Raw genomic sequence first — 16,439 nt, forward strand, 5'->3', positions numbered from 1 at the left:
AATTACGAAACTTCAGGAGTTGGTTTTTATGCTGAATTTAAAAGAGAATGTACAAATAAGACCTTTGAGCGATTCTGCACTAGTTATACATGTAGGTGAAGGAATCAGTGAGGCAATTCACTACAAAGTTAAAAATATATTGAATTTATTAGAGAGAAATCCATTTGAAGGATTCATCGAGGTTGTGCCAGCCTATAATAATGTGACAGTTTATTACAATCCGGTTGAAGTATACTTTTCAACTATAGAAAAAGGAGGCGAAATGCCTTACGAAAAGGTGAAAGCAACAATTCTTTCTTTAATGAACCAATCTCACATAGTTGAAACAACGAAGGAACGTGTCGTAAAAATCCCTGTAGTATATGGTGGTGAAATGGGACCAGATTTAGAATTTGTAGCCACTTATCATGGTTTAACACCTAATGAAGTCATTAAAATTCATTCTTCTGTAGAATATCTTGTTTACATGATAGGCTTTGCTCCAGGTTTTCCGTTTATGGGAGGAATGGACAGACAAATTGCAACACCTCGTAAAGAAACTCCACGGTTATCGATTACTCCGGGATCTGTTGGAATTGCGGGAAATCAAACAGGGATTTACCCATTAGAAACACCAGGTGGATGGCAAATCATCGGACGAACACCTTCTCGTTTGTTTCTACCTGAACAATCTCCTCCAACCTTATTACAACCGGGTGATCGAATTCAATTTGTACCAATTTCGTTAGATGAATATAAGAGCGATGGGGAGATGAAAACATGGGCATAAAGGTATTACAGCCAGGTATGCTGGCAACCATTCAAGACCTAGGAAGATATGGACTACAAAAGTTTGGTGTTATCGTCGGAGGAGCAATGGATTCAATTTCCTTACGAATTGCTAATTTACTTGTTGGAAATTCGGAAGGAGAAGGCGCTCTTGAGGTAACACTTTATGGAACAACCCTTTTATTTGAAACTGACGAACTGATCGCAATTACAGGTGGCAATTTACAACCTACAATAGACAGAATAGAAGCACCAATGTGGCGGCCACTTTTTATTAAAAAAGGCTCTGTTTTAAAATTTAATACTGCGATTAGTGGTTGCCGAGCCTACGTATCGTTTAGTGGCGGAATTCAAGTACCCAAAGTGATGAGCAGTAAAAGCACCTACATACGTGCTGGAATTGGAGGATTTCGAGGAAGAAAATTGCTGAAGAATGATGTTTTTGAATTAGATAGACGATCAGAGTTAGGAGAGGATCTTTTTAAACAATTAAAAAAAGAACCAACGTATCTTTCTTGGTTAGCTGATTACACACCCTTTGTTACATTTAAAAAAACGCAAACAATCCGCTTCATAAGAGGCTCTGAATATGAGCATTTCGATGAGGAGAGTTTAAAAAAATTCCTTTCAACGCCTTACACCATCACAACACAGTCAGACCGAATGGGCTATCGATTAGAAGGAGAAGCTATTCAATTAAAAGAGCCATTTGAATTATTATCCGAAGGGGTTACATTTGGAACGATTCAAGTGCCCTCCAATGGGCAACCTATTATTTTAATGGCAGATCGTCAAACAACTGGTGGATATCCTAAAATAGCTCAAGTGATTTCTGCCGATTTACCATCATTAGCACAAATGCAAGCAAATGGTCGAGTCTATTTTAAAGAGGTCACTCTTGAAGAAGCTCAATTGGCGTTAATACAGCAAGAAAGAAAACGAAATGAATTAGCATTTGGGCTTCGTTTAAAAGGTTATAGAAGCGATAGAGGCTATTCAATCGTCCAAAATTCGATTATTTAGATAGTAATATTCCCCAAAAAATTAGCAACTCCAGCGCAAAATGGGTAATCTCAAATGACTTTTGAGACTACCCATTTTTTAAAGCTGTTCATACCCCAATTGTTTAGAAATCGCTGCGGTAGCCTTCTTAAGTTTATCGACGAAGATTTCAACGTTTTCCCCTCGATAATTGGTTTCTAGTCCCGCAATACTCATTGCTGCAACGACTTCTCCTTTATGATCGTAAATCGGTGCTGCAACAGCAGAAGTATAATTTTCTAATTCTGAATGGCTGATTGTATAACCAAGTTCTCTAGCCTGCACAATCGTTTCAAAAAGCTTTTCCTTTTCTGTAATTGTCCCCATTGCAAATGATTTAAGTTCTACCGATTCAAGATATTCCTTAATGTCTGCATCCGGTAAAAAGGATAATACAGCACGAGGGCATGCCCCTGCATAAAGAGGACTTTTTCTACCAATTGCTGTGTAGAGTCGAACTTTTTGCTGCGTATCAATTTTCTCGATATAAACAGCATCGTCACCATCACGAACGATTAAATTAATCGCTTCTTTTACATCATTATGTAACTCATTCATAATTGGATCTGCAATTTTCCGCACATCTAGGCGCATTGATACTAAATGTCCAAATTTAAGGAAGAGAATGCCTAACCTATATTTTGCATCAGCCCCCTTTTCTAAAAACTCCATTTCCTCGAAAGATTTCAACATGCGGAAAGCAGAGGTTTTAGGGATTCCTGACAACTCAATTACTTCTTGGAATGACAGTTCAGTATGATCGATAAATAGATTTAAAATATCCATTGAACGGACAACCGTTTTATTATTTGTCAATTTAAGTTTTCTTCCCCTTCTATACTAGATTTAATCTAATCATAATTTTTCTTTTCTTAAATAATAATTATACCTAACATCTTACTGATTTTATATGATAAAGGAATAAAAAACAGGAGCAGAGAACGGTTGCTTTGCTTCCATGCTCTTCACCCCTGCTTGTTATTCTTATTTACGTTTTCCTTAAATAAAATCACTCCAATCAAACCAACGATGGAGAAGATAACTGGCGTGATGAAACCATAGTAATATCCATCAAATAGATTTCCTGAAGTTGATTGAAAATGATCCAATATATATCCAAAAATGATGGGTAGCAATACAGCACTTAGAAAGCCGCCCGTATTCGCAATCCCTGAAACAATTCCTGATTCTTCAAGTTTAAAAGATTGACGTACAGCTGCAAAGGTTAATGCACTTGCCCCATATCCAAAGCCAATGATAAAGAAAATAATAATTAGAAAAAAAAAGGAAGGATGCCCATTACATAAAAGGAAAGAAAACCACCCTAATAAAACAATGATATGAACGACAACATACGGTTTTTTAATTGTTCCTAACCGACTTGAAATCCAACTAGCTAGAGGTGCTCCAATAAGTGCCCCGATAAGACCGATCATAATCAGCTGGCTCGCATCTGAGCGAGTCATTTCATACATATTCATCCCATATGGTACTGCCCATGAACTGATAAAGCCTACATAACCGCCGACTACCCCAAAATGGCAAAAGAATAGAGCCCATGCTTGCGGATTTGAAAATATCCTTCGTAGTAAAACTGATGTTTTTTCACGTTGCACTTCTGCTGTATCAATTACTTGCTCATCCCCCAAAATTTGTTTTGTTTTTTTTACAAGTACAAAATAAAGGATAATGCCACATAAACATAATAGTAGTCCTACTGAGAAAAATGTTACCCTCCAACCAAATAAAAGTATCCACGTGGAGTAAGGTACTGTCGCCAATAAAAAACCAAGACTTCCTGTCATGCCCGCCAGGCCAATTAATCGAACAAATTCCTTTGGTTGAAACCATTGGGCCAAAATTAGCACCATGTTAACCCATATGGTCGCATCCCCTACCCCAGTTAGTATTCTGGCAAAAAACAGGACGAATTCATGTGTACCCAGACTATAAATAATTGTTCCTAAACCTGTAAGAGTAGCACCAATAATTAGAAAAAAATTTGACCCAAATCGATCAGCCAAAATCCCCATCGGAATTTGCAAACTCGTATAGACAAAAAATTGTATACTCGTCAATAATCCAATTGTTGATGCTGTTACATTAAAATCTCGCATCAATTGGTCAGTAATCAGTCCAGGGGCGGTTCGTTGACTCGCCATTAACAAATAAGTAAATAATACAGAAACAAATACTACCCATCTATATCTACTATTTTGTTTGTCCAATGATTTCTACTCCTATTAGCTTTTACTCTATATATATGAATTATAGGTAACGTTAAAAACCTATTTTTCAAAGTAGTTTTATGGTTTGAGTTTGGTTGAAAATGCTTTTAGTTCTCAATAACGAATTAATCTATTGGTTGGATGTGGCGTTGCAAAATGGCTATATATCGAAGCAACAATATAATCAGGCAAATGAACTGAAAAGTAGTGCGATTGCATAGCATTTGTTTGATAAATGACGGATAAGAAATAGAGGGCGGTATGCAACAAATTAGCTAAGTACTTTGGGCGGTCCATTCAGTATACCCTTCGATAAATGATTTAGTCTTCTATCGAAGGGTAATTATTTAATACAATTACCATACTTGAATATTATTTATAATTTGGAATACTTCATCGCAAATAGGTTTTCTGTATCTAAAAATCTTCTAAAGAATAAAGTTGATCAAGGGTTTAAGGCGCTTTTCCTTTTTCTGAGATGGTGCTTCAACAACAGGAGTGGGGAAAAATCAACATATTACACCGCATCCAAATGGCGGTTATCAGGTTAAAGGAGCAGGCAATTCGAAAGCTACCAAAATATTCAACACACAATATGAAGCTATTCAATATGGTCGAGATATCGCCATAAACCAAAAATCTGAATTGCTTGTACACAATAAACAAGGTCGAATCCGCGAAAAAAATAGTTATGGAAACGACCCTTATCCACCAAGAGGCTAAATATTAATATCTATTCACCACTATATTAATAGGTCGAAATTTAAAAATAGAAAAGAAGGTGAAAGCTTGGTAGATTACGTTCCCTACCAATTTTCACCTTCTTTTCATTTCAAATAACATTATTTCTCTTATTCTATTTAACTGCTAACGCCGAAGTTGAATCTGCTGCTAATTCTACTGGTAGATCCGTATATGGTAATCCATGTGCATCAGCTACCGCTTTATATACTATTTTTCCATTTACTACGTTTATCCCCTTCGCTAAAACAGGATTATCTAAAGCAGCTTGGCGATAGCCTTTATTAGCTATTTGCAAACCGTATGGAACAGTTACATTTGACAAGCCCATTGTTGAGGTACGCGCGCAAGCACCTGGCATATTCGCAACTGCGTAATGCACAACACCGTATACTTCATAAGTAGGATTACTATGAGTAGTAATTCGATCAATTGTTTCAATAGAACCCCCTTGATCTACCGCTACATCCACTACAACAGACCCCTTTTGCATCGTTTGAATCATTTCTTTTGAAACTAATTGTGGTGCACGTGAACCTGGAATTAGCACAGCACCAATTAACAAATCTGCTGTTTTCACTGCTTCAGCGATATTGTAGGTATTTGATGCAAGTGTACGAACACGTCCTTGGAACATATCATCTATTTGACTTAAGCGTGTAATATTAACGTCTAAAATTGTTACGTTTGCACCTAATCCTACTGCCATTTTCGCAGCATTCGTCCCGACAACTCCAGCACCTACAATCACTACATTTCCAGGTGCAACACCAGGAATACCACCTAAGAGAACTCCTTTTCCTCCTTTGGAATTTTCTAAAAACTGTGCACCAATTTGTACAGACATTCGGCCTGCAACTTCACTCATTGGCGTTAACAACGGTAAGGCACCTGAATCTAATTGAATTGTTTCATAAGCAATTCCAGTAACTTTACTTTCAAGCAAAGCTTTCGTTAATTCTGGCTCTGGAGCTAAATGTAGGTATGTGTAGAGAATTAGATTCTCTTTAAAATATTTATACTCCTCCTGAATCGGCTCCTTCACTTTAATCACCATATCAACATCCCAAGCTTCCTTAGTCGATTTAGTAATTTGAGCGCCTACATCTAAATAATCTTGGTCTGTAAATCCACTACCTAGCCCTGCACTCGATTCAATTATTACTTCATGACCACCTTTTTTGTAAGCCACAACACCTGCTGGAGTAATTCCTACTCGATTTTCATTATTTTTTATTTCTTTAGGTACACCAATTATCATTATATTTCCTCCTACCTATTTTTTTATTAGTTTTGGTTTATAACTACAAGTTTCATTTCTGTCATTTCCTCAATTGCATACTTCAGCCCTTCTCTTCCCATACCACTTTCCTTTACGCCACCATATGGTAGATGATCTAAACGGAATGTAGGAATATCATTTATAATGACACCACCTACATGGAGTTTTTGCGTTGCCTGTAAAGCAACATGGATATTATCTGTATAAATACCAGCTTGCAAACCATATTTGGAGTCATTTACTTGATCAAATGCCTCTTGAATAGATGTAAACTTCATAATAGATACGATTGGTGCGAATACCTCCTGACAGGAAACCTTCTGCTCCGGTTTTACATTTAATAGTACGGTAGGTTGTAAGATATTCCCTTCAGATTCTCCACCAGTTGCAATAATTGCCCCTTGCCCCTTTGCTTCTTCAATCCAACTTAATGTTCGTTTTACATCTTGTGGACTAATTAAGGCTGAAACATCCGTTGTAGGATCTAGGGGATCACCAAGTTTCAACTCTTTTGTAGCTGCTACAAATTGATCTACAAACAAATCATACATTTTTTCGTGAACATAGATTCGTTGAACTGAAATACATACCTGCCCTTGGAATGCAAATGCACCGGAAACGACACGTGGAATCAATTTATCAATATTAACATTTTCATCGATAATAACAGCCGCATTAGAACCCAATTCAAGCGTTACTTTCTTAAGACCTGCTTGATTGCGTATGCCAATACCTACAGCGGGGCTACCTGTAAAAGAAATCTTTTTCACGCGATTATCCGTGACTAATTTGTTACCAATTAAAGAACCTGCACCAGTAACGATATTTAACGCACCCTTCGGTAATCCTGCCTCTACTAATAATTCACCAATAAAATAGGAAGTTAATGGTGTTTGACTTGCAGGTTTTAATACAACCGTGTTACCTGATGCTATTGCTGGCCCTACTTTATGAGCTACTAGATTCATTGGGAAATTAAAAGGTGTAATAGCTGCCACGATGCCTAATGGTTCACGAACCGTATAGGCAATGCGCCCGTCTCCACCGGGGGCAGCATCCACAGGAATTGTTTCTCCGTGTATTCGCTTTGCTTCTTCAGCAGCAAATTTATACGTTTGAATTGTACGCTGAACTTCAGCTTTGGCGGTTGAAATAGGCTTGGCTGCTTCTAGTGCTATTAGCTCTGCTGCTTCTTCAGCACGTGCTTCTAATAAAGAAGCTAATTTTTCAAGAATAATCGCACGCTTATACAAAGGCATATTCGCCATCGTTTTACGTGCAGCATCGGCAGCTACTAAAGCTGCTTCTACTTCCTCGACATTTGCCTTCGGTATTTCTGCAATGATCTCGCTACTATATGGAGAGTATAATTCTGTATACTCTGCTGCTTCCACCCAATCCCCATTGATAAATAAATTTTTCCTCATTATAATTACCTCACCTTTCGTATAACAACTTATTTGCCAATACCTGATTCTCTACTTCTTGAATCGCTTTTTCTAGAATATCTAATAAATCTCTTAACTCCTTTTGGCTTATTGATAATGGTGGTGAAAATACAACAATATCTTGAGCATCTAGTACAACAGAGCGACATATTAATCCCAACTTTGCTGCCTCTGTCACTATTTGCGGAGCGAGGAGTCTTCCTTCATAAGAGATTTCTATACCTGCCATTAAACCTAAACCTCTTGCATCTACAATAAATGGATACTTCGCTTGTAATACTTTTAACCCTGCTAATAGCTCTTGACCACGAATTTCTGCATTTGCTACTAAATTATCTTTCTCTATAATTTCAATGTTTTTCAACCCAACTGCACATGCCATTGGATGACCACTATAAGTGTATCCATGCAATATAGTTCCTTCTGATAACTCAGAAAATTCTTGGTGTATTTTCTCTGAGATCATTACACCACCTAATTGTGCATATCCACTAGTAACACCTTTTGCAAAGCACATCATATCCGGTACTACATTAAAATGTTCCATCGCAAAGAACTTACCCGTCCTACCAAATCCTGTGATAACTTCATCAGTTATCATCAAGATACCGTACTCATTGCAAATTTCACGAATTTCTTTGAAATAATTATCCGGTGCAACATGCACCCCTCCTGCACCTTGTACTGGCTCGGTGATGAAAGCAGCTATTGTTTCTGGACCTTCAGTTTCAATCAAATCACGTAAAGCCTGTATGGAGAAATGATCTACGAATAGAAAATCCGGTGCATTAGAATTTGTAAAATCACGAAATCCTTTTAAACCCGTCGCACTTGTAGCACCGATTGCCACCCCGTGATAAGATCTCGATCTTGAGATAATTTTTCTTCGAGAAGTTTCCCCTTTTAATATCCAATAATGACGAGCCAATTTATAGGCGCTATCATTGGATTCGGAACCACCGGACGTAAAAAATGTAGTATTTAAATCACCAGGTGCTAATTCTGCTAACTTTTTTGCTAATAGAATAGCAGGCTCATTACTAAACGTTGCAAAACAAGAACTGAAGGCTAATTTATCCATTTGTTCCTTCGCTACTTCACCAAGTTCTGTTCTACCATGTCCGATATTCACATTCCAAAGTGAAGACATACCATCAATAACTTTTTTACCTGTAATATCATACAGATAAACACCTTTTCCTTCTGTAAAAATAAATGCCGGTCCATTTTCCGTCTTTACTGGCGAAGTAGGGTGTAGAAAATGCTTTTGGTCTAACACTTTAAGTTCTTCAACAGAATAATTTCTTTTCATAAAAATACATCCTCTCTTTTAAATGTTTTTAAACAATACACTCACAATTTATCAATTTCGCCTTGGCGTAATTGCGTCCGGATTTTGAATTGTGCTCGCACAATTCATTCCTTTCAAAATCCGTGACATCCGCCGGAGGCTTTATCTTCATTCAGTAGGTGTTTGGACACCCACTGAAAAAGTAATCAAAATCGCATTCATCTCACCACCTATAGAGGTGGGAGTCTTCTGCTGAATGAAGACAAACAATAAGCTTGCCAACTACTAAAATGTGATTTACTTACATCTCGGAAATGAATTAATTTAATTTTCAATTAATTTTGAATACGGGAATTGTTTCGTCGATTTAATTGTTAAGAGAGATTTGTTTTATCAAATAAGCCTACCCCCTTTTTCCATAACATTCCTAATCATTCAGCTACCTAAGCTAGAAGCATTATGAGAGACACTATATTAGTTTGAAATGGATATTCCCAAAAGTTAACGATGATTAACTCTCGCTCCACTTAATAATATAATTTGCCAAAACATTAGTTACTTCTACTACGCTATCTAAATGAACACATTCATCTGGTCCATGCATATTTTCTCCAATTGGCCCAAAGCACAATCCTTGTTTTCCGTAATACTGAGTAAATCGTGCATCATTTCCTCCAGCTCTTCCAACCATTATTACTTTATGTCCCATAACATCTTCTGCATTTTCGATGAATAATTTTACAAAAGGGTTCTCAGGATCTTGGTACCATGGCTCCGTTGACCATCCAAACCACTCTATAACAGGTGGATTTTTATCCATCCACTCATCGCCTAAGACAGATTTCATAATCGTGTCTTGTACTAGTTGCTTAATTTCTTCGCGAGTTTCCCCTGGGATAAAACCAATTCTTCCTTCGAGGATCGCTTCCCCTGGAACTGTCGATACCCAGTCCCCAGCTTTTAGTACACCTAAGTTTAAGTGAACGGACTGTCCAGACCCCTTTTCAAATAAATCAAACTTAACATTTTTAGCACGCCATTCACTTAATTCATCCAGCGCACTAAGGATTTTCATCATTTTTGAAATAGCATTTATGCCTTCATGCGCTAAACCAGCATGCGCTGTTCTTCCCTTTACGTACACTCGGAAATACATAATCCCCCCATGACTTATTGTCATATTCAAATTATGTGGCTCTGTCGAAATGTACCCATCTGTTACGAAGCCTTCCTCCAAACATGCTAAAGCTCCGCCTCCACCACCAGCTTCTTCTTCTATTACTGAATGTAGCTGAACATCTCCAGCAATTGGATAACCTAAATCAATTAATGTTTTCAATGCGAACCAATTTGAAATAAGTCCTGCTTTCATATCGGCAGAGCCTCGACCGTATAACTTGTTTCCAATAATATCTCCACTCCATGGGTCCATCGTCCAGTTTGAATATGGTTCTGGAGAAACAACATCTACATGCCCATGAATCGTTAATGACTTACCATTGGAGACACCTTTATGTATTCCGATAATATTTTTTCGGTCTTCAAACGGAATACCTGAATCAATAAACGCTTCATGAGCTGAAACCTTCTCATATTTTGGTTCAATCTCATGCAAAATCAAGTTAAGTTCTTCATATTTTTTTTTCATGTATAATTGCATCTCTTGTTCATTACCAACAACGCTTTTTATACGTACGACATCTTGAATTGTTTTAAATAATTCTTCTTTATTTTCTTCTATATACAGTCGAATTTTTTCTTTCAAAGCAATCACTCCTTTATTTACTTCTTGTGTCATTAAAAAGAGGAAGATTATCTAAGAGATTCTCATCCTCTAAATAGTTAATTCAAGACTTTAATCTTATCTTCATTAAAAATCTCTTTATCTAATGACTCCAAGTCATCAATAGAGTCCATGCTTCCAAGTTCTTTTTTAAAGAATCTTGTTATAAACAGCATGTAAATGATTCCGATTATAAGCCAAACGATTCCACCTATAAATGCATCAGCGTGTAAATGATACCAAAGAACTCCAGTAGCTAATGCTCCGAAAGAAGGCATAATTAAGTACTTAAAGGTTTCACTGCCTGATCTCCTTTTCTGACGAATATAGAAATGAACAATAACAGATAGGTTAACGAATGTGAATGCAATTAATGCCCCAAAGTTAATGACTGAAGCAATTAATTCTAAATTTGGTCCTATTGCAAATAATGATACGATTCCCGTCAAAACAACCGTAAAAACAGGCGTTCTAAATTTAGGGTGTAAGTATCCGAAAGTTTTTTTAGGAAGTACACCATTTCTGCCCATAACAAACAGCAAACGAGATGCACTTGCATGAGATGCAAGTCCTGAAGCTACAGTAGCAGCGAAAGCTCCTGCAATGAAAAGCAGTTGGAATAACTTCCCTCCTACATATAAACCAATTTCTGGCAATGTATCATCTACATTTTCGAACACAGAAACATCCGGGAATAATGCTTGTGTAAAATAAGAAGCAATAAAGAAAATACCCCCACCGATTAAAACAGTTAGAAGGATTGCTCTAGGAACTGTTGATGTATCCTTTGCTTCTTCCGTATACATTGTTATTGCGTCGAAACCGATAAACGAGAAAGCTACTACTGTTGCCCCAGTTAAAACGGCTATTAATTTCACATTTTCATGTGATAGTGGATGAATCGTGAATAAAGTACCATTTCCCATACCGTGATAAAGTTGTACAGAAGCAAGTATTATGAAGATACCTATTAAACAAATCGTGAAAACAACGAGTATAAAGTTTAAGCTGGATGTTGATTCCATACTATAAGCATTAATTGCAGTAACTACAATGACATAAGCAAAAACCCAAATCCAAACAGGTACATTAGGAAACAGAGATTCCATATATATTCGAATAATTAATGCATTAACTAAAGGTAATAATAAATAATCTAATAACGATGCCCATCCTACGAGGAATCCTAGGTGAGACCCCATTGTTTCCCGGGTGTATGTATATGCTGAACCAGCAGCCGGGAATACCTGTACCATCTTTCCATAACTAATCGCTGTCAATACCATTACTAACAAGGCGACAAAATACGCCATTGGTACTACACCATTTGTTAATTTTGATACAATTCCAAACGTATCAAAGACCACTGTAGGCGTCATATATCCTAATCCCAGTGCAACAATTGACCAAACACCTAATGACCTTTTGAGCGTAGTGTTATCTGTCATTCATCCATCCCCTTTACATATTTTTAGCTGCTTCATTAATGTTTTAAACTGCGACTAATCAATCTGATCTGTATTGAGCACTGGTGGTTTATGCTTAAGACCTTTTGTCATAAATAATAAATAAATAACACCAATCCCTAACCAAATACTACCAAGAGCAATCGAATAAACATCTAGGTTGAAAAGCAAACAAGTTGTAAGTACTGCTCCGATTAATGGAAAAATCAAATAGAAGATAATCCCCTTTAAGGAGCGTTCTTTTCGCTTACCGTAATATAAAAAAACAACGGATAGATTCACAGCAGTAAATGCAAGTAGGGCGCCAAAGTTAATGAAAGACGCGACAAAGGTTAGACTTAAAAACATTGCAGATAATGATAAAAGACCAATTAATAAAATGTTGTTAACCGGGGTTCTCGTTCTTTTATTTAGTTTTCCAAAAAAATTTTTAGGTAATTGTCCATCTCTTCCCATTGCGTATAATACACGTGCAGCACTTGCTTGAGATGCGGACGCGGAACCAAATACAACCACTGCAGTTTTTGCTAGGAATGCTGCTTGTAAGGCATTCCCGCCTACTAGGAAAATAATTTCATAGGAAGCAGAATCAGCATCTTTAAAACTCGTATAATCTGGCCAAACATTATGTGCAAAATAAGATACGACTACAAAACATAATCCACCAATTATTGTTACTAAAGATATTGCACGCGGTATGTTTTTCTCCGGATTTTTCACTTCTTCTGAAAAAGTAGAAACTGCATCAAAACCGAGGAAAGAGAAACATAATAGTGCAGCACCAGCAACTATATACTTAAATGACTCCTCGGTATTAATAAAGGGATCAAGGTTAAATAAAATGCCAGTCCCGGTTCCAGTTACTATTGATTTAACTGATAAGATGCTAAAGACAATTATAAATAATACCGATAAGCCTATTACAATCATGTTGATATTTGCGCTTAACTTTACACCTCTAACATTTACAAACGTCACAAGAACTACTAATGTAAGTATCCAAACATACTGTGGAACTTCAGGTATAGCAGCTGAGAAGAAAATACCAAATAGTAAAAAGTTAACCATTGGGATCAAGAGATAATCCATTAAAATTGCCCATCCCACTAAGAAACCAACATGAGAATTAATAGCTTTTTGCGCATAGGTATAGGCAGATCCCGCAATGGGGTACGCTTTTGCCATTTGACCATAACTATGAGCCGTAAACATCATCACAATTAATGCAATTACATACGATCCAGCGACCATACCATGAGATATTTTAGAGGCTATGCCGTATGTGCTAAACACTGTAGTTAAAGCCATAAAGGCCATCCCAGTAACAACAACAGACGTTAAAGAAAGCGATCTAGACAAATTAACTGGATGTTTCATTTTTTTCACTCCTCGAATAGTAATCAATTACGCCTTGGCGTAATTGCGTCCGGATTTTGAATTGTGCCACCACAATTCATTCCTTTGAAAATCCGTGACATCCGCCGGAGGCTTTGGGCCAACAAGATGTTGGTCACTCAGTCGTTGCCACAGGACGTGGCGTTCTTAGACTGAGTTCCTCTATTTCAGTAGGTGTTTGGACACCCACTGATAAGGTACCAAAATCGCATTCATCTCACCACCTATAGAGGGGGAGTTTTCTGCTGAATAAAGATAAAAAAATCTTCCCGGTAAAATGATCAATTAACTAAAATAGTAGGATAGTAGACTGATTCACTATAAACAACTTCACCATCCATAATTGTTAACAAAACTTTCGTTTGAAGAATTTCTTTATTTTCTACTTCAAAGAGGTTTTTATCTAGTACAATAATATCTGCTAATTTTCCGACTTCTAATGTACCCAAATCTTTTTCTCTGAATGTGCTGTATGCTGAACCTTTTGTATACGCTTTCAACGCTTCTGCGAGTGTTATCTGCTCTTGGCTATTCCACTCATAATCACCAGTAAAGTCTAGTCTCGTAATCGCATGGAAAATTTCTTTAAAAGGATCTAATGTTACTATTGGATAGTCTGTACCAAGAGCAATATACTCGACTGCGTCGTATAACGTTTTACATAAATACGTATAAGGGTCTTTCTCTTTACCGACACGCAAAGTATGACTTTCTTTTGGCATCAATGCTAGATGAGAAGGCTGTACAGATGGAACAACCCCCAATTCTTTAAATCTCTTAATATCTGTCGGATGAATCACTTCAATATGCTCTAGCGTATGTCGTGAATCTCTCACACCATTATCCATCCTTGCTGCTTCAAATATATCTAGAGCAAGCCTAACTGCGCCATCACCAATTGTATGGAAGCGAATTTGAAATCCTTCTTTGTCCGCTTTTGTCACCCAGTTTTTGATCATTTCTACAGGAAAAGCAGTACTCCCTCGTGTTATAGGTTTGTCTAAGTAAGGATCTAACATGTATGCAGTATGTCCAGTTACAACGCCATCAATAAACTGCTTAAGTCCTGCAAGCTGTAATTTTTCGGAATTGTACTTTTCACGCAAGCTTATCGCTCTATCTATATCATCATTTAACTCAGGGTAAAGATGAATTCGAGTCGTAAGTTTTCCAGCTTCATCATATGCCTTATACATATCGAAACTATTTAACTTATCAAAACTACTTGCAAACAAATCATTTACTGATGTAATGCCTAATTGAGCTGATTTTTTTAAAAACTCTTCAAACAATTCTTCTTTCCGTTTATCCGGAAATGCGAGAGCAATATCCACAACTAAATTCATTGCTGTTTCAAGAAGAATTCCTGTGATTTCATTATTTTCATCTTTTTGAATCGTACCATTAGGAGGGTCTTCAGTTTCATTTGTAACCTTAGCATTTTCAAGTGCTAAACTATTAACCCACGAATAATGACCTTCTGCGTGGAAAAGAATAATCGGGCGATTAGGAACTACTTTGTCTAAAGAAAAACGTGTCGGCAAGCATTTCTCTGCCCAATTTGTATGATCCCATCCATAGCCTATAATCCACTCATCAGCATGCACGTTTTCCGAGAATTGCTTTACTAAACTAGCAACTTCTTCTTCCGAATGAGCATCCGATAAATTGATACTTGCATGCGTGAAAAGACTACCAAACATGAGATGAAGGTGCGCATCATGAAATCCTGGCATAATGAGTTGGTTGCCATAATGATATTCCTTCGTGTCTAAACCTATAAATGGTTTTATTTCCTCCATCGAACCTACTGCAATGATTTTGTTACCTTTAATCGCAATAGCAGCTGGCTTTGCTTCATTTTCTAAACCTGTAAATACTGCTTCACTCGAAATAACTTTATCAGCGATAACCATTTATAACTCCTCTCTTTACCTAAGATTTACTTCTAATGGAACTCATAACAATCTATTGAAAGCGCTTACATAACTAAAGAAGTTAAATAATCGCAATAAACAATGGGCATCCACTGTTCGCCTATTAAAATAGGCGAACATAACGGACAAAAGACTCATACTAATTTAAGCTTGTAAACTGGATTTTTCCATTCCAAAAGTGTTGCATATTCTAATGACTCAACATCCCCAGGTAAATAGCCTGGCATTACTTTATTTAATACGTATCCGTTTTTCATTTGGAATGTTAATACAGGATCATATATTTTTCCTTTCACTACCTCTAGTGCATACTCATCTGCACTCATCTGCTCAGCATATTTATAGTAAAAAGGTATACGACCACCTACTAAGATACTTTCTAAGTTAAGTTTCTCACATATTCTTTTTCGGCCATCATACAAATGACGTCCCAATTGTAACCCTCTAAAATCTTCGTGTACTCCAATTTCAATACCATATAGGTTTCTACCATTAGGGTTATGATTTCGAATAAATCCTAAATCACAGATTTGAAAATATGAGTGACTATCTCCGTAATCTTCAAAATTTACAATTAGACTTAAAGCGGTTCCTACAATTTTACCGTTATATTCTAGACAAATTTGACCTTCTGGGAACAACTCAATCTGACTTTCAAAATGCTCATATTTTAATGCCATATCAGGTCCAAAACACTTCATAGAAAGTGCAGCAACTTCAGCAAGATCCTCTTTTAAAATATTGCGGACAACTATTTCTTGTCCATTATTTTTTAAATTTACTTGAGACATAATAAATTCACCCTCTTATTTTATTGGAATTAAATTAAAGTTTATTACTTTATTAATTGTGTAGACTGTCTCCCACACATTCTTTAGAAACTATGTATGGGAGACATGGAGAATGTAGATAAGTCTACTACAATATATTTAGTTACCTAGATTAGTAACATTTTTTATTATTTTGATGATTTGTCAAATTAAGTGCAACAATTGCTCATTAAAAGCCTCGTTTGCAGTTTTCCAACCAAGACATTTTCTTGGTCGGTTGTTGATATAG

At 36.7% G+C, this 16,439-nt stretch carries 13 protein-coding genes; 3 read left to right on the forward strand and 10 right to left on the reverse strand.

Annotation, left to right across the window (positions count from 1 at the left end):
- Nucleotides 1-28 precede the first annotated feature (28 nt).
- Both pxpB and ACQKOF_RS17505 read left to right on the forward strand, forming a co-directional pair.
- Nucleotides 29-769: a 5-oxoprolinase subunit PxpB gene (gene pxpB, locus ACQKOF_RS17500; protein ID WP_427559665.1), complete on the forward strand. Its 741-nt coding sequence runs from the start codon at nt 29-31 to the stop codon at nt 767-769.
- Nucleotides 760-1,791, forward strand: a complete 1,032-nt coding sequence (locus tag ACQKOF_RS17505) for a biotin-dependent carboxyltransferase family protein (RefSeq protein ID WP_427559668.1) — start codon at nt 760-762, stop codon at nt 1,789-1,791. Before pxpB ends, ACQKOF_RS17505 begins: the two co-directional genes overlap by 10 nt.
- A 78-nt stretch (nt 1,792-1,869) precedes the next feature.
- On the opposite strand, the gene ACQKOF_RS17510 is transcribed toward ACQKOF_RS17505, so the two are convergent.
- Complete coding sequence (locus ACQKOF_RS17510; RefSeq protein ID WP_427559670.1) at nt 1,870-2,625, reverse strand: IclR family transcriptional regulator; 756 nt, start codon at nt 2,623-2,625, stop codon at nt 1,870-1,872.
- Between the two features lie 149 nt (nt 2,626-2,774).
- The gene (locus ACQKOF_RS17515) at nt 2,775-4,037 is read right to left on the reverse strand and encodes an MFS transporter (RefSeq protein ID WP_427559673.1); all 1,263 of its coding nucleotides are present in this window, start codon (nt 4,035-4,037) and stop codon (nt 2,775-2,777) included.
- Nucleotides 4,038-4,535: 498 nt separating this feature from the next.
- On the opposite strand from ACQKOF_RS17515, the gene ACQKOF_RS17520 reads away from it, so the two are divergent.
- Complete coding sequence (locus tag ACQKOF_RS17520) at nt 4,536-4,760, forward strand: DUF2188 domain-containing protein (protein WP_376077166.1); 225 nt, start codon at nt 4,536-4,538, stop codon at nt 4,758-4,760.
- Nucleotides 4,761-4,893: 133 nt separating this feature from the next.
- Here the strand turns inward: ACQKOF_RS17520 and ald are convergent, their stop codons facing one another.
- From ald to ACQKOF_RS17560, 8 genes are all read right to left on the reverse strand, one after another.
- The gene (gene ald / locus ACQKOF_RS17525; RefSeq protein WP_427559676.1) at nt 4,894-6,039 is read right to left on the reverse strand and encodes an alanine dehydrogenase; all 1,146 of its coding nucleotides are present in this window, start codon (nt 6,037-6,039) and stop codon (nt 4,894-4,896) included.
- Between the two features lie 26 nt (nt 6,040-6,065).
- Nucleotides 6,066-7,487 (reverse strand): aldehyde dehydrogenase family protein, encoded by a 1,422-nt coding sequence (locus ACQKOF_RS17530; RefSeq protein WP_427559679.1) that lies wholly within the window; start codon nt 7,485-7,487, stop codon nt 6,066-6,068.
- Nucleotides 7,488-7,497: 10 nt separating this feature from the next.
- Complete coding sequence (locus tag ACQKOF_RS17535; RefSeq protein ID WP_427559682.1) at nt 7,498-8,820, reverse strand: aspartate aminotransferase family protein; 1,323 nt, start codon at nt 8,818-8,820, stop codon at nt 7,498-7,500.
- A 490-nt stretch (nt 8,821-9,310) separates the two neighbouring features.
- Nucleotides 9,311-10,564: an ArgE/DapE family deacylase gene (locus ACQKOF_RS17540; RefSeq protein ID WP_197140246.1), complete on the reverse strand. Its 1,254-nt coding sequence runs from the start codon at nt 10,562-10,564 to the stop codon at nt 9,311-9,313.
- A 77-nt stretch (nt 10,565-10,641) separates the two neighbouring features.
- Nucleotides 10,642-12,030, reverse strand: coding sequence for an APC family permease (locus tag ACQKOF_RS17545; RefSeq protein WP_427559685.1), 1,389 nt, complete (start codon nt 12,028-12,030; stop codon nt 10,642-10,644).
- Nucleotides 12,031-12,084: 54 nt separating this feature from the next.
- Nucleotides 12,085-13,425, reverse strand: a complete 1,341-nt coding sequence (locus tag ACQKOF_RS17550) for an APC family permease (RefSeq protein WP_427559688.1) — start codon at nt 13,423-13,425, stop codon at nt 12,085-12,087.
- Between the two features lie 299 nt (nt 13,426-13,724).
- Nucleotides 13,725-15,359, reverse strand: coding sequence for an amidohydrolase (locus ACQKOF_RS17555; RefSeq protein WP_427559691.1), 1,635 nt, complete (start codon nt 15,357-15,359; stop codon nt 13,725-13,727).
- A gap of 155 nt (nt 15,360-15,514) precedes the next feature.
- Nucleotides 15,515-16,171: a GNAT family N-acetyltransferase gene (locus ACQKOF_RS17560; RefSeq protein WP_427559694.1), complete on the reverse strand. Its 657-nt coding sequence runs from the start codon at nt 16,169-16,171 to the stop codon at nt 15,515-15,517.
- Nucleotides 16,172-16,439 lie beyond the last annotated feature (268 nt).

Origin of the sequence: Lysinibacillus sp. NPDC093190, assembly GCF_050280425.1 — a bacterium.
GTDB lineage: Bacteria > Bacillota > Bacilli > Bacillales_A > Planococcaceae > Lysinibacillus.

Excerpts from the sequence above, each read along its gene's own strand:
- pxpB (WP_427559665.1), top strand. The coding sequence starts at position 29 with ATGCTGAATTTAAAAGAGAATGTACAAATAAGACCTTTGAGCGATTCT.
- ACQKOF_RS17560 (WP_427559694.1), bottom strand. The coding sequence starts at position 16,171 with ATGTCTCAAGTAAATTTAAAAAATAATGGACAAGAAATAGTTGTCCGC.
- ACQKOF_RS17530 (WP_427559679.1), bottom strand. The coding sequence starts at position 7,487 with ATGAGGAAAAATTTATTTATCAATGGGGATTGGGTGGAAGCAGCAGAG.
- ACQKOF_RS17535 (WP_427559682.1), bottom strand. The coding sequence starts at position 8,820 with ATGAAAAGAAATTATTCTGTTGAAGAACTTAAAGTGTTAGACCAAAAG.
- ACQKOF_RS17505 (WP_427559668.1), top strand. The coding sequence starts at position 760 with ATGGGCATAAAGGTATTACAGCCAGGTATGCTGGCAACCATTCAAGAC.
- ACQKOF_RS17555 (WP_427559691.1), bottom strand. The coding sequence starts at position 15,359 with ATGGTTATCGCTGATAAAGTTATTTCGAGTGAAGCAGTATTTACAGGT.
- ACQKOF_RS17545 (WP_427559685.1), bottom strand. The coding sequence starts at position 12,030 with ATGACAGATAACACTACGCTCAAAAGGTCATTAGGTGTTTGGTCAATT.
- ald (WP_427559676.1), bottom strand. The coding sequence starts at position 6,039 with ATGATAATTGGTGTACCTAAAGAAATAAAAAATAATGAAAATCGAGTA.
- ACQKOF_RS17550 (WP_427559688.1), bottom strand. The coding sequence starts at position 13,425 with ATGAAACATCCAGTTAATTTGTCTAGATCGCTTTCTTTAACGTCTGTT.